We start from the raw sequence: 14,030 nt of genomic DNA on the forward strand, positions 1-14,030 counted from the left end.
TCGTCACAGTCCCAGAACACGCTCCGCGTTGCCGTGCGCGATGCTCGCGAGGTCGGCCGGCGCATACGGTGCCGAGCGCAGGAACGCCACCGCCTCGGCGCTGGACTCGAACGGGTAGTCGATGGAGAACAGCACCCGGTCCACACCCACGGCGTGGACGGCTCCCAGCAGCGCGGCATGCGACATGACTCCGCTGGTCGTCACATACACATTGTTCCGCAGGTAGTACGAAGGCATGTGCTGCAGCCTCCGCTCGGCGCGCACCTGGTCGTAGCGGCTGTCGAGCCGGGCCATCTGGAACGGCAGCAGCTCGCCCATGTGGCCCAGCATCACCGACGCGCGCGGGAACTCGTCGAACACACCGCCGTAGATCAACCGGAGCGCATGGGCGCCCGTCGTCGCGGTCCACCCCCACGACGGCCCGACCAGCACGGGGTACCCGTCGAAGACGCGCCAGTGGTCGGCCGGGATGGCTGCCGGATGCAGATACAGCGTCACACCGAGGCGCTCCAGTTCGGCCCATACCGGCCTGAACTGCGGCTCGTCCAGGTAGTGCCCCCGCACATGGTCGTTGTACAGCACGCCCTTGAGCCCGAGTTCCTTCACCGCCCGGCGCAGTTCCACGACCGCGGCCTTGGGGTCCTGCAGCGGAAGGACGGCGAAGCCCGCGAACCGTTTCGGATGTGCGGCGACCGCCTTGGCCAGATGGTCGTTGACCCTCCGCGCGACGGCCACCGCCTCCGCCGGGTCCTCGATCACTTCCAAGCCCGGCGTGGCGTACGAGAGGACCTGGACATCGACGCCGTTGGCATCCATGTCGGCCAGGCGTAGGTCGGTCAGATCGTCCAGGCGACGGAACCACTCCTGCTTGATCGCCTCCGGCGCCTCCAGGCGCTGACGGATCGCTGCCTCCTGCCGGATGGCTCCGGGGATGGCGAACGCCTCTTCCACGGCCACGATGCGCATCTTTTTCTCCTTCTCAGCGTTCCGATGTGCCTTTGATCCGGCCGTCGCCATGGATGCGCGGCTGCCGGGCGCCGCCTCGGCGGCGAGCGCGGGTTGTCCCGCAGCCAGACCGCCGACCACGGCAGCTCCTCCGGCAGCGGCAGTGGTGGCGATGAATCTTCGCCGGGTGGACTCGGTGCGGGGCTCGGGCATGTCCACTTCTCCCTTTGGGCGCGCGGATCAACGCCATGTCCTGCCCATGGCTGTTGCGCTCCGCGAGGGTGCGTGTCGTTCGCGATCAGGCCGATGCCCCTTCGAGCCGCAGCTGTCGAAGACATGTCGACAGACAGGGGGTGGGCTGGCCGTGACCGGCTCGCAGAGTCGACGGGCCGCGTCCGACTACCGGGTCGCGCTCCAGAGCGCTCCTGGGCGACGTGGGGCGGCCACCCACTCTGTCTCTTGAACTTGAGCCAAGCTAGTTCTAGGATATTTTCCAGTCAAGGCCAGTAACGTAGCCAGATGAGCTCGGCCTTATCTCATGACTCGCAGTCAAGAACCTGGGCGGTCTGTCGATCTGTACCGACCGCCACGGCCAGGCCACAAAACGCGCTGCCCCGGATCGTCAGACTGGCCGGTTCCTGGTCCGCCCCGCATGAGCCGCGTGGTCGGGGTCTGCTCGCGCAAGGGCTTCCCGGAGCGGTGCGGTGCCGGCAGCCGTGCCGGGCCTGCGATGAGCCGCGTAACGATCTGAAGGAACGTGACAGTGGAACAGACCATGATGGCGGTCCGCCTGTTCGAACATGGCGGGCCCGAGGTGCTCAAGTACATCGAGGCACCGATCCCCGACATCGGCCCCGACGACGTCTTGTTGCGCGTGCACGCCACGGCCGTCAACAGCTGGGACCTGCGCTACCGCTCGGGCAACCTGCCACAGCCCCTGCCGGGACGGCCGGCCTGGCCCCTGCCGTTCCAGCTCGGCCGTGACGCGGCCGGTGAGATCGTCGCCACCGGCGAGAACGTCACCCGGTGGCGCACCGGCGACAGGGCGGTCCAGCTTCCGCACCCGCCGTGCCGCAACTGCGCCCTGTGCGTACGCGGACTCGAAAACCTGTGTGTCGACACCGCCTATCCCGGACACCAGGTCTTCGGCGGATACGCCCAGTACGTCGCGCGCCGCCAGGACGCCGTCCTGCCCATCCCCGACGGCGTCGACTACGAGACGGCCGCGGCCACCATGTGGACCTACACCACCCCGCTCAACTGCGCCCGGCAAGCGCCCGTCGGCCCCGGCGACACGGTGGTCATCACCGGCGCCAGCGGCGGAATGGCGATCGCCTGCGCACAACTGGCCAAGCTGAGCGGAGCCACCGTCATCGGCACCACGACCAAGCCGGACCGCGACGAAGCGCTTCGGAAGCTCGGCTACGACCACATCGTGCACTCCACCGATGCCCGCATGCCGGCACAGGTGCGGGAGCTGACCCACGGCCTGGGCGCCGATGCCGTCTGGGACTGCGTCGGCGGCAACGACTTCTTCCAGCTCTCCCTCGCCTGCACACGCCTCGGCGGCACGGTCATCGTCCTTGGCACACCGACCGACCAGGGATCCCGCCTCGAACTGGACGCACTCGCCCTCATCGGCCAACAGGTCAAGATCGCCAGCGTGCGCGGCGCCACCCTGCGCGACCAGCAACTGTGCCTGGAACTGCTGGCAGACAAGAAGATCACCCCGATCATCGACCGCGCCTACCCCCTCGAAGAAGCGGCCGAAGCCCACGCCTACCTCGAAAGCCAACGACAGACCGGCAAAGTCATCCTCCTGCCCTGACGCCCGGCCAACTACCAAAGGGGGTACGGGTCGAGTCCGGCGGGGTGGCGGCTTCACGGGACGCCCCGCCGGTGTTCGCCGAGTGGCACCACCTGTGCCGTGCCACCTGGTCCACCCGGGTCCGGGCCGCCGCCACGCGGCCATCGTCGTTCCGGATCGTCGACACCCTGCTCCACGGCCTACGGCCCGTCACAACCCCGCGCGGGGTGTCTCCTTTCCTTCAGGGAGACACCCCGCGCAGGGACTCAAGAGCGCTCAGTCCCGCACGGCGAACGCGGTGGCCGCTTCCTCGAAGGACGCGGGTTCACGGCCGAGCAGCATCCGCAGGACGTTGCTGTTGCCGCGCAGGCCGTGCCGGTCGTAGTCCTGCCACATGGCGCGCACGTCCGAGGCCCGGGACGCGGAGTCGGCCACTCCCGGCGGGAGCGGTGCGTCCGCCCAGTCGACCGTCCTCGCCTCCAGATCCACTCCTCGTGCCCGCCCGGCGAACCGCACCGCGTCGGCCAACGTCAGCGTGGGTCCGGCGAGTTCGTAGGTGGCCGAGCCGTGGCCTTGCTCGGAGAGCACCTTGACGCCGGCTTCCCCGAGGTCGCGCAGGTCGATGAACGAGAACTCGTTGTCGACGTCGAACGGCACCCCGACGGGACCGGCCGGAGCCCTCCCCCACGTCGACAGGACGATCTGCGCGAACATCGAGGGCTGGAGGATCGTCCAGTCCAACCGCGAGGCCCGCACGGCGGCCTCGGCGTTCGCCTTGCGCAGGTGGTGGCGCAGCCCGGGGGTGTGCGGGTGGAGGACGGACAGGTACACGAACCGGCGCGCGCCCGCATGCTCAGCCGCCTCAAGTGCCCTGATGGCGAGCAGGTCTTCCTCCGGGTGGAACGCCGGCGGGATCATGAACACGGAGTCCGCGTTCTCCAGCGCCTGACGGACGGTGTCCGGCTTCTCCAGGTCGGCCTCGACGATGTCGTCCACGCCCAGGGCTGCCACTCGTTCCCGCCCCGCCGGACCGTGCACCACGGCCCGGACCCTGAACGGCGCCCGCAACGCGGCCTCCAGCACGTACCCACCGCAGAGCCCGGCCGCCCCGATCACCGTGATCAGGGGCGGCTCCTGGCTGCGTACGCCTTCTGATTCGGACACTTTCCGGCTTCCTCTCGCTGTTCTGAGGCGACTCCGCGGAGTCGCCTCGCGCGCGTGCGTCGGGTCAGGGGTTGATCACGGTCATCCACATGGGGTCGTCGACCCGTTGCTGTATCGCGTCCATGGCCTTGAGCGCTTCGGTGAGCGGGAACCGATGGGTGATGAGCTCGTCGGCCGTGAGGGCGCCCGTCGCGAGCAGACGCAGGACATCCGTCGCGTCCTGGCGGGTGTAGGCGCGCGTGGCGACGAAGCGCCAGCAGTGCATCATCAGGGCGATGGGGGGCAGCGCCAGCGGGGTGGTGTTGCCGCCCATGTGCACGAGTGTGCCGCCGGTGGCCATGCTCGCCATGGTCTGGCCGAGGGCGGGCCCCTCCGGGATGAAGTCGATGACGGCATGGGCTCCCTCGGGTGCCAGCCCACGCAGCCGACGGGTGAGGGTGCCGTCGGTCGACCAGTTCTCGGGGAGTTCGTCGAGTGCGACGACGTCGACCGGTATGCCTCCGGAGAGCCCGGCGACGCGCTGGAGGCGCTCGGCGTCGCGGCCGACAAGGATCAGACGGGCGACTCCGAAGTGCTCGGCGAGTTTGACCGTCGCGGTTCCCATGGTGCCGGTCGCGGCGGTGACCACGAGGGTGGCCCGTTCCGGAAGGTCGGCGCACTTGAGTGCGCGCACGGCGTTGGCGAGGTCCTGGATCTTGGCCGCGACGTCGAAGCCGACGGAGTCCGGCAGGGAATCGATCAGCCAGTGCGGGACACGGACGTACTCCGCGAGTCCGCCGTCGTGGTACTGCTCGTACAGGGGCATCGGGCCATCGCCGAAGGCGGCGTGGCCGAGCATGGCCTGCTGGGCGCACATCATGTCCCGGTCGGTACGACAGTAGTCGCACTCACGGCAGTTCAGCAGGGGGTGCACACGCACCCGGTCGCCGACCGCGTGGCCGGTGACGTCCCGGCCGACAGCGGAGATGACGCCTGCGGCCTCGTGGCCGAGGGTGGTGGGCAGCTGCTTGAGCGCCCCCATCCGCAGCAGGCGCATGATGCCCGGCGCCAGTCCGGCGGAGGCGACCTTCACGACCACGTCGAGCGGACCTGGCTCGGGGACGGGCACCTGTTCCAGGACGAGTGCTTCGGCACCCTGGTGCGCGCGCAGGGCAAGCATCGTGGCCATCAGCGGACCTCCACTCTGAGGCTCGAAAGCCGTTCGGGGGTACAGGCATCCGCCGTACGCGCGGTCTCGGCGACCTGGGGCAGTTCGTCGTGCGAGAGGAGAGTGACGTAGTCACCGGGCTCGGTCACGACGCTGGCGTGGGAGATGCCGAGCGGGATGCGCACGAAGTCGCCCGGCTGAAGGTCGACGATGCCCCGCTGAGTGATCAGCGTGCGGTGGCCATGGGCCTGGTACTGGATCTCGTCGGCGTCGAGGGTGCGCCGGTAGCGGCGCTGTCCGCCAGGGGTGGTGGTGACCGTGCCGAGGCGGATGCGATCGGTCGCGTACAGCCAGGTGACGTCATGACCGGGTTCGGCCCGGAGCACCGCCATCCGCTGGTCCTCCTGGTGCACCTGGTCGAGCAGGAGCTGTTCGTCGACCCCGAAGACGGTGATGTCGTGGCCGAGCGCGGCCATGCACTGGGTGATCGCCTCGTTGGCCTTGCCGGGCTGCCACCCGGGGAACGGCGGGAGTAGGGCCACGGACTCCCGCTGGGCCGGTACCAGCTCGGTGACCGGCGCGGGGATGTAGAACAGCAGGTGGCTGTCCTCGCGACCGTAGTTGTCGTGGGCGACGCCGCGCGGGATACGGGAGAAGTCGCCGGGCTGGAACTCGATCACGCCGAGCTCGGACATCAGCGTCCGCTCGCCGCCGATCTGGTAGGAGATCTCGTCGACGTCGCAGTTGCGGTGGTAGAACGGCTGCCGGCCGTCCATTTTCTGCCACTCGACGCGGATCTCGTCGTTCTCGTAGACACCGCGGGGAGGGGCGAATGCCTCCGGCTCGTACTGCTGCGGGTAGTGCACCACGGTCAGCGGCGGGTGCTCCTGCCACAGTTTGACGGGCACCTTCGGAGGATGCGGCGGCGAGAGCAGCAGATCCTCGTCGCGGACGATGCTGCGCAGCGGATGGTCGGAGCCCAGGACCATGACGTCTTCAACGACGCTCACGGGGACCTCCTTGTCCTTCGGTGAATGGCTGGATCAACTTGGGTGGCAGGGAGGGAATGTGTGCCGCCGCCTGCCGGCCGAAGCCCGTTGGCAGTGGTCACCTCTTTCGGCCCCAGTACATCTCGATGCCCTTCCACTCCATCACCTGAGGGCTGTCGACCTTGTCCCCGAACGCCTCACGGATCTGCTCCCCGGAGTAGTAGGGGATGTCGTCCACGGGGACGTGCCCGAAGAGTTTGTCGAACCACTGCCGAAGGTGGACGTCGGAGTCGATACGGGAGAAGAACGTCGCTCCCTTCAGGACCGCTTCGGCCAGCACGATGCGCCGGCCAGGCTTCATCACCCGCAGCAGGTCCGCAGCCGTCTCGGGCCAGTCGTCACAGTGCTGTGTCGCCTGCAGCACGGCGACACAGTCGTATGCCTCGTCGTCCACCGAGTCCGTGTACGACCAGCGCCAGCAGCCGACCTGGCCGTTCCGGCCGGGAACCTTGCCCAGGACGGCGTTCCGTCCGTCCTTGATGATCTCCACGGTGTCGATGACGCCTTCCGGCCCCACCAGGGCCCGCATGTCCTCGACCCACCCGGCGGGAGCGATGCCCTCACCGATGAGCAGAACCCGGTCTCCGCGACGGAGTTCGAGGAGACCGTAGACGATCTCGGAGATCGGCCGGGCCAGCTCCTGCCAGATGTACGGCAGGCCACCGCCGATGGCCATGGCCATTTCCCATTTCGCCCGCAGCTTGACATCGTGGATCTCCGGGCCGAAACGCTCCTCGTCCCACGGCTGGATGTACTCCCACGGGTCTCCGCCACCGAAGCTGTCCTTGGCTTCCGTACTCATGTCGTCATGTCCTCTGTCGTCTGCCGGAATCGTGTGGTGAGGGCGGCATCTCTCCGGCTGGAACGCCGCCGACGACGTGCCCGGTCCCTCAAGCGCAGATGTTGACCAGGGCGCGGTACCGGACGTAGGCACCATCGGGCTGCCGCATGGGCAGTCACGCGGACGGTCTGCCGTCTGCCAGGTGGACCCCGGCATCGCCGTGATCATCGGGAGTCACCATGACGCTCCCTCTCTTGAACCGAAGACGAGCGTAGCACCGCACAGGATCGGTCAAAAGTCTTGTGTTTTTCCAGCTCTTCCATACAACGACATGCGCGTGTAACTCTGACCCGGGTTCAAGAGATGGGACCATGAGTGGTCCGACCCATGTCAGGAAGGCAGATCTTCAATGTCTGACCAGCACGAGAGAGCCGCATCCCGGCGCGTCCTGGTCGTGGGAGCGGGGCCTGTGGGCCTCGCCCTCGCGACCGAGTTGGGGTGGCGTGGTGTACCGGTCACCGTGATCGATCAGGGTGACGGCCAGGTGCCCTTTCCAGCAGGTGAAGCGATCTTTTCGCGCACCATGGAACATCTGCGCCGCTGGGGTTGCGCGGAAGAAGCGCGCACGGAGTCGGCACCGCCGCCGGACTACCCGCACCGCACGGTGTTCGCCACCTCCGCCACGGGGCGCGTCCTCACCGACTTCGACTACGGGGTCACCAACCGGTCTGCGGGCGTGTACTCCCAGTTGACGCCGGAGGGGCCCGCGTTCCTGTCCAAGTTCTCCTTCGTGCCGTTGCTCGCGCGCACCGCCGGTGGACTGCCGGGAGTCGAGATCAGGTACGGCACCCGCCTGGAGACGATCGAGCAGGACTCCGAGGGTGTCCTGGCCGTGGTGCGCGACGTGGCGAGCGGTGCCACCGAGACGCTGGCCGGCGCGTACCTGGTGGCCTGCGACGGAGGCCGCAGCGGCATACGTCGCACACTCGGCATCGAGTTCGAGGGCATGTTCGCCCAGGGGCACAACTTCGCTGTGCACTTCCGTGCGCCGCAACTGCTGGACCTGCTGCGGGAGAAGCTGGGTGGCCCCGCGGTGCAGATCCACACCTTGTCGTCGGCGCTCCGGCCGTACATCACGGTCGTCAACGGCGTGGACGAGTGGCGGCTCTCGGTCTACCTGGACGAGGAGCCCGACCTCGACGACGCGGTCGCCTGGATACACCAGGCCGTCGGCGCGCCGATCGACGTGGAGATCCTCGCAGCGCAGCCCTGGAGCGGACACTGCGTCGTGGCCCGCACCTACCGTGAGGGGCGGGTGTTCCTCGCGGGCGACGCGGCGCATCTGCTGTGGCCCAAGGGGGGCTTCGGCGCCAACACCGGGATCGGTGACGCCGTGGACCTCGGCTGGAAGCTCGCCGCGACACTCCAGGGATGGGGAGGCCCGGCGCTCCTGGACAGCTACGAGAAGGAGCGGCGGCCGATCGCCGTCCGCAACGTCACGGAAGCCTCCAGCAACTGGAAGGCCGACGCGCGGCTCGTCCCCGATCCAGGGCTCGAACGCGTGGACGCCGAAGGCGATCGGCTCCGCCGTGAGACGGGCGAGGAGATCCGCCGGTCCCGGGCCAAGGAGTTCCGCTGCACGGGCGTCCAGCTCGGATACCGCTACAGCGGCTCCCCGATCTGTGTGCCGGACGGCAGTCCGGAACCGCCCGACGAGCCGGACGAGTACATCCCGTCGACGTGGCCCGGCTGCCGCGCACCGCACGTCTGGCTGCCCGACGGCAGTTCGGTGCTCGACCACTTCGGGCGCGGGTTCACGCTCGTGGTCTCGGGTTCCGCGGACCCGACGCCTCTGGTGCAGGCCGCCCGCGGGTGTGGTGTGCCGTTGACGGTGCTGCGCCTCGCCGACCGGGCCGCAGAGGAGCTGTACGAGCGGCCGCTGGTGCTCGTCCGGCCGGACGGTCACGTCGGCTGGCGGGGCAGGCAGGCTCCCGCGGATCCCGCCGCCGTGCTCGACGTGCTGCGCGGGGCGACGCGCCCGCTCCGGAACGTGGAAGCGGCCGGTGCGGGGCGGGCGGTGTCAGCGGGAGTCGGGCCTCACCTCGTCTGAGGTACCGCGCTCAGCGCTTCGGCCCCTTGGCCGCTGAGCTCCTGGCCATGACGGACTCCATCAGGAACCGGATCATCTCGTGGGCGGGCCTGTTCCAGTCGTTGGGCACGTGCGCCCCTTCGAAGACGGCCACCGCTACATCGCGGACGAGCGCGGCATCGATGCCAGGGGCGTCGTCGAGGCCGCGCTCGGCCATGCACTCGTCGACCAGTCCGACGATCCAGTTCAGGAAGGTGTTGTGGGCCTCGCGAACTGCCTCCGAATGGGGAAGCCGGTCGTGCATGGCCTGGTGCAGCGGCCGGGAGTAGCGCATGTCGGACAGCCCGCGCACCAGGCGGCTCAGTGGGTCGACACCGGCCTGCTCCTCGTTCAGGATGCGGATCTCGCGACTGAGTATGCGGTTGAAGACCGCGGCGAAGATGTGGTCCTTGGAGTCGAAGTACCAATAGACGTTGCCCCGGGCCACGCCGGCGGCGGCACTGATGTCCGCCATCGTCGTCTTGTCGTAGCCCTTCGCCAGAAAGAGCTCGGTGGCCGCGGCTAGCAGATCACCCGTGCGCTCCTCCCGGGGGATCTGCTGGCGGTTCCGCGGCATCCCGACTCCTCCCGTGAGTTCACCCCGTCTCCCGTGAGTGTAGACACCCGGCAGACCGCCCTCTACGCAGGAGCAGGGGGCCCTGTGCCCACCGGGCCCCGGCGAGGAGGTCCTGGAAATCCCTCGCCGCATCGGTCGTACGAGCTACTCGACCACTCGTCGGCTGCCCCGGATGCCGGCGGACCGCCCCGCCGGCCAGGTCGGAGCGCGCGACGGTCCTCGCGAGGGGGGCGCGTCTCGGTGTGCGCCGCCAGGGACCGGACGGCCCGACTGACCAGGCCCAGCGCGGCCGTTCGACGCTTGGTGCGGTCGTGCCGCCGGGGCACCCTGCCTCCGCCTGAGAGCTCCGCATCCGGGCCTGCTCGTCGGGGCTCGGTTCCCAGGCCCACGGCGTTCCTCCAGGCCGCCGCTCGTCGGTTCAGTCCGCGGTGGGCCGGGCGAGGCCGTGGTCGTAGGCGAAGATCACGGCCTGGATGCGGTCGCGGGCTCCGATCTTGGCCAGGACACGACCGACATGCGTCTTCACCGTGGACTCCGACAGCACGAACCGCGCGGCGATCTCCCCGTTGGTCCAGCCTTTGCCGACGGCCACGAGGATCTCGCGTTCACGGTCGGTCAGGGAGGTGAGCCTCGGGTCCTCGGCCGCGTCGGTTCGGTGGGAGGGGACGTACCGGGCGTACTCCTCGAGGAGGCGGCGGGTCAGGGCGGGGGCGATGACCGCGTCGCCGACGGCGACGGCCCGGATCCCGGCGAGGAGTTCCTCGGGACGCGCGTCCTTGAGCAGGAACCCGCTCGCACCGGCCCGCAGGGCGGCGTGGACGTACTCGTCGAGGTCGAACGTCGTGAGCACGAGGACGTGTGAGCGGCCGCCGGCCGCGACGATGCAGCGGGTGGCCTCGATGCCGTCCATGCCGGGCATGCGGACGTCCATCAGGACGACGTCCGGGCGCAGTTCGGCCGTCTTGCGGACGGCCTCGGCGCCGTGTCCGGCCTCACCGACGACGTCGGTCTCGGGGACGGAGTCCAGGAGCAGGTGGAAGCCGTAGCGTTGCAGCGGCTGGTCGTCCACGATGAGCACCGTGGTCATCGGTCACCGCCGCTTCCCGGCGTGAGGTCGAGGACGGCCTCGACGCTCCATCCTCCGCCGGCCGTCGGTCCCGCGCTGACGTAGCCGCCGTACAGGGCCGCTCTCTCCCGCATGCCCACCAGGCCATGTCCTTCCTCGTTCGGCGGTCCGGGCGATGTGTCCGAGCCGGTGTCCTGGACCCGGATGGTCAGCCGGCTGTCCTCGACGAGGATCGCCAGGTGTGCCCGGGTGTCGGGTGCGGCGTGCTTCAGAGTGTTGGTGAGGGCCTCCTGGACGATGCGGTACCCCGTCAACTGCACCCCGCTGTCCAGGGCGTCGACGTCGCCGGAGGTCCGGTAGACGACCTCCAGTCCTGCGGCACGTACGGTGGCGCACAGGGCGCCGAGGTCCAGAATGCCGGGCTGCGGGCTGAGCTCGGGCCCATCGGTTGGACCGCCATCGGCCTCGCGCAGCACGCCGAGCACGCGTCGGAGTTCGCCGAGGGCCTGCCGACCGGTGTCGCCGATGAGCAGCAGGGCCTCCTTCCCTCGCGCGGGTTGGATGTCCGTGGCGTAGGCGCCGGCGTCGGCGAGCGTGATGATGACGGACAGGTTGTGGCCCACGATGTCGTGCATCTCGCGCGCCACCCGGGTGCGTTCGGTGGCCGTGGCCAGCCTGCTGCGCTGGTCGCGCTCGACCTCCAGCCGGGCCGCGCGCTCGCGCAGACCGGCGAGCTGGGCCCGGCGGATCCGCACCATGAGGCCGAGCGCCAGGGCCGCGGTCGCCGTGCTCAGCAGGAAGAACAGCGCGTCGCCGACAGACACGGCAGAGGACGCGCGGACCGCGACGAGTGCCATGGCGACCGTCATAGCCGCACAGGCCCACGGCAGCTGCCGCAGCCGCCCGTGCAGGGCCAGGCTGTACAGAGCGACGAAGAGGGCGATGTCCGCGCGCAGCGCCGCACCCAGGGACCACTGGAGGACGAACACCACTGCGATGACGCCGAAGGCCACCGCAGGCTTGCGCCGCCGCCATAGCAGCGGCAGTACCAGACCCGTCTGCAGGGCCAGCATTCCCGCCAGGGGCAGCTCGGTGAAGGCGAGGCGGAATCGGGGCGGACTGTCGCCGTCGTCCCAACCACCGTGGATCAGGTCGGGCAGGCAGAACATCAGGAAGATCAGGACGACGATCGCGGTGTCCAGCACCCAGGGATGTGTCCGGTCGGCCTGCCGCAGCCGCTGGCCGCCCCGGGAGAGCCGGGCGACCAGCGGTCCCATGCCGCTGATGTCATCGGTGGTCACGGACGTCACCTGTCCATGGTGCGGGCGTCAGACGTCACTGCGTACGAGCCGGTACGCCGCGCCGCCCAGCGCCAGCACCGTCCAGCAGAGGAAGACCAGCAGGCCCGCGCCCGGCGAGAGGGTCGTGGAGTCGTGAGTCAGGGCGAACATCCCCTCACCCGCGTTGGACGGCAGGTAGGGGCTGATGTCGTTCTGCCAGGAGCTGGGCAACAGGGAGATGAGCCCCGGGATCAGCATGAACGTGGCGACGAGGACCGAGATCCCGCCGGCCACCGACCGCAGCAGTGCGCCAAGGGCTGCGCCGATCACCCCGACCAGGCCGAGGTACAGCCCTGCGCCGAGCAGACTCCGCAGGACACCCGCGTGGGAGAAGCTCATGTCCGCGGGCGTGCCCGAGACGATGCCGCTCCCGATCAGGAAGGTGACGAACGCACCCAGCGTCCCCACCGCCAGGGCGACCAGCCCGAACACGGCCGCCTTGGACCACAGCACGGGCAGTCGGCGGGGCACCGCCGCGAGCGTCGAGCGGATCATGCCGGTCGAGTACTCGCCCGCCGTGACCAGCACGCCGAGCACACCCAGGGCCAGCTGGGCGAAGTTCGTACCGAACAGGGACAGGCTGACGGTCGTCGAGTCGGCGAAGTCCGAGTCCAGGTTGCCGGAGTCGATTCCCGACTTGTAGCGGCTCGCGGCGATGAGACCGAAGGCGACCAGGAAGAGCAGGCCGAGGCCCAGGGTGATCCAGGTCGAGCGCAGGGACCACAACTTGGCCCACTCGGAGGCCAGCACACGCCGTCCGGTCACCCGGTAGACGGGTCGGGCGGGGGTGCTGCGCGGTTTCTCGGCGGTTGCGGTGAGGGTGCTCACGCGGGCCTCCCGGCGGCCTCGATGTTCTCGATCCCGGTCGTGGTGCCGTGGTACTCCACGGCATCCCTGGTCAGGTCCATGAATGCCTCCTCCAGTGACACGGTTCGCGCGCTCAACTCGAACAGCGCGATCCCGTGTTCGGCGGCCTTCAGTCCGATCTCGCGGGCGGTCAGCCCGGTCACCTGGAGTTCCTCGGAGCCGATCCGGCCGGTGACGTCGACGCCCGGTCCGGCCAGTACGTCCCGCAGCCGCGCCGGGTCCTGGGTCGTCACCTTCACGGTGTCGCCGCCCGCCTCGCGGATCAGGTCCGCCACGGTCGTGTCGGCCAGCAGCCGGCCGCGCCCCACGACGATCAGGTGGTCCGCCACCAGGGCCATCTCGCTCATCAGGTGCGAGGACACGAACACCGTCCGGCCCTCGTCGGCGAGCTCCTTGAGCAGGTTGCGGATCCAGAGCACGCCTTCCGGGTCCAGCCCGTTGACCGGCTCGTCCAGCATCACCGTCTGCGGGTCGCCCAGCAGCGCCGCGGCGATGCCGAGCCGCTGGCCCATTCCGAGAGAAAAGGCGCCGGCCCGCTTCTTCGCCACACTGCCCAGGCCGGCGAGGCCGATGACCTCGTCGACCCGGCTGCCCGGAATGCCGTGAGTCAGCGCGAGTGCCTTGAGGTGGTTGTACGCCGAGCGGCCCGGATGGATCGACTTCGCCTCCAGGAGAGCACCGACCTCCTGCAACGGCGCCTGGTGACGGGCGTAGTGGTGGCCGTTCACGGTGACGGAGCCGCTCGTCGGGGCGTCAAGGCCGACGATCATGCGCATGGTCGTGGACTTGCCCGCGCCGTTGGGCCCCAGGAAACCGGTCACCGTGCCCGGCTTCACTACGAAGTCCAGCCCGTCGACAGCCGTCTTCTCGCCGTATTTCTTGGTCAACTGCCGTGCGTCGATCATGCGCGTTCCTTCTCTCGGGCTCCGGCGTCCGTCACTTCGACGCCGCACCGGCAACGCTAGGTGCCGAACCACCCCGATCCGGTGGTACCGGGAGGCTGACCTGCGTCGTTCGCGTAGTACCGCGGTACTACGCACCCACCTGCGGTGCTGTTGTGTTCGTGGGCTCCGCGGTGGTCGCAGCAGGCATCCGACCACCGCGGGGCACGACCCACCCACGCCGCACGGTCAGCCCATGGGTACCGCACGCCGTGACC

At 69.5% G+C, this 14,030-nt stretch carries 12 protein-coding genes; 2 read left to right on the forward strand and 10 right to left on the reverse strand.

The window, feature by feature from the left end; all coding sequences use genetic code 11:
* Nucleotides 1-3 precede the first annotated feature (3 nt).
* Nucleotides 4-1,158, reverse strand: a complete 1,155-nt coding sequence (locus AQJ54_RS40895) for an amidohydrolase family protein (protein ID WP_107121256.1) — start codon at nucleotides 1,156-1,158, stop codon at nucleotides 4-6.
* A 550-nt stretch (nucleotides 1,159-1,708) separates the two neighbouring features.
* Between AQJ54_RS40895 and AQJ54_RS40900 the strand changes: the two genes are divergently transcribed.
* Nucleotides 1,709-2,773 (forward strand): quinone oxidoreductase family protein, encoded by a 1,065-nt coding sequence (locus tag AQJ54_RS40900; protein ID WP_062246477.1) that lies wholly within the window; start codon nucleotides 1,709-1,711, stop codon nucleotides 2,771-2,773.
* A gap of 255 nt (nucleotides 2,774-3,028) precedes the next feature.
* On the opposite strand, the gene AQJ54_RS40905 is transcribed toward AQJ54_RS40900, so the two are convergent.
* The 4 genes from AQJ54_RS40905 to AQJ54_RS40920 all read right to left on the reverse strand — a co-directional run bounded on the left by AQJ54_RS40905 (nucleotide 3,029) and on the right by AQJ54_RS40920 (nucleotide 6,914).
* Nucleotides 3,029-3,916, reverse strand: a complete 888-nt coding sequence (locus AQJ54_RS40905; protein ID WP_062246479.1) for an SDR family oxidoreductase — start codon at nucleotides 3,914-3,916, stop codon at nucleotides 3,029-3,031.
* Between the two features lie 64 nt (nucleotides 3,917-3,980).
* Entirely contained in the window at nucleotides 3,981-5,084 is a 1,104-nt protein-coding gene (locus tag AQJ54_RS40910; RefSeq protein WP_062246482.1) for an alcohol dehydrogenase catalytic domain-containing protein, read from the reverse strand.
* A complete protein-coding gene (locus AQJ54_RS40915) occupies nucleotides 5,084-6,073 on the reverse strand; it encodes a hypothetical protein (RefSeq protein WP_063806509.1) in 990 nt (329 codons plus the stop codon). Before AQJ54_RS40915 ends, AQJ54_RS40910 begins: the two co-directional genes overlap by 1 nt.
* A gap of 97 nt (nucleotides 6,074-6,170) precedes the next feature.
* Nucleotides 6,171-6,914, reverse strand: coding sequence for a methyltransferase domain-containing protein (locus AQJ54_RS40920; RefSeq protein ID WP_062246486.1), 744 nt, complete (start codon nucleotides 6,912-6,914; stop codon nucleotides 6,171-6,173).
* Nucleotides 6,915-7,302: 388 nt separating this feature from the next.
* On the opposite strand from AQJ54_RS40920, the gene AQJ54_RS40925 reads away from it, so the two are divergent.
* Entirely contained in the window at nucleotides 7,303-9,003 is a 1,701-nt protein-coding gene (locus AQJ54_RS40925; RefSeq protein ID WP_079070277.1) for an FAD-dependent monooxygenase, read from the forward strand.
* Between the two features lie 10 nt (nucleotides 9,004-9,013).
* On the opposite strand, the gene AQJ54_RS40930 is transcribed toward AQJ54_RS40925, so the two are convergent.
* From AQJ54_RS40930 to AQJ54_RS40950, 5 genes are all read right to left on the reverse strand, one after another.
* A complete protein-coding gene (locus tag AQJ54_RS40930) occupies nucleotides 9,014-9,598 on the reverse strand; it encodes a TetR/AcrR family transcriptional regulator (protein WP_062246488.1) in 585 nt (194 codons plus the stop codon).
* Nucleotides 9,599-10,016: 418 nt separating this feature from the next.
* Entirely contained in the window at nucleotides 10,017-10,685 is a 669-nt protein-coding gene (locus AQJ54_RS40935) for a response regulator (protein ID WP_062246490.1), read from the reverse strand.
* The gene (locus AQJ54_RS40940; protein WP_062246492.1) at nucleotides 10,682-11,965 is read right to left on the reverse strand and encodes a sensor histidine kinase; all 1,284 of its coding nucleotides are present in this window, start codon (nucleotides 11,963-11,965) and stop codon (nucleotides 10,682-10,684) included. Before AQJ54_RS40940 ends, AQJ54_RS40935 begins: the two co-directional genes overlap by 4 nt.
* Before the next feature lie 27 nt (nucleotides 11,966-11,992).
* Nucleotides 11,993-12,832 (reverse strand): ABC transporter permease, encoded by an 840-nt coding sequence (locus AQJ54_RS40945; RefSeq protein WP_062246494.1) that lies wholly within the window; start codon nucleotides 12,830-12,832, stop codon nucleotides 11,993-11,995.
* Complete coding sequence (locus AQJ54_RS40950) at nucleotides 12,829-13,776, reverse strand: ABC transporter ATP-binding protein (protein WP_062246496.1); 948 nt, start codon at nucleotides 13,774-13,776, stop codon at nucleotides 12,829-12,831. The genes AQJ54_RS40945 and AQJ54_RS40950 overlap by 4 nt, the downstream gene beginning before the upstream one ends.
* Between the last annotated feature and the right edge of the window lie 254 nt (nucleotides 13,777-14,030).

Origin of the sequence: Streptomyces griseorubiginosus, from assembly GCF_001514195.1 — a bacterium.
Lineage (GTDB): Bacteria > Actinomycetota > Actinomycetes > Streptomycetales > Streptomycetaceae > Streptomyces > Streptomyces griseorubiginosus.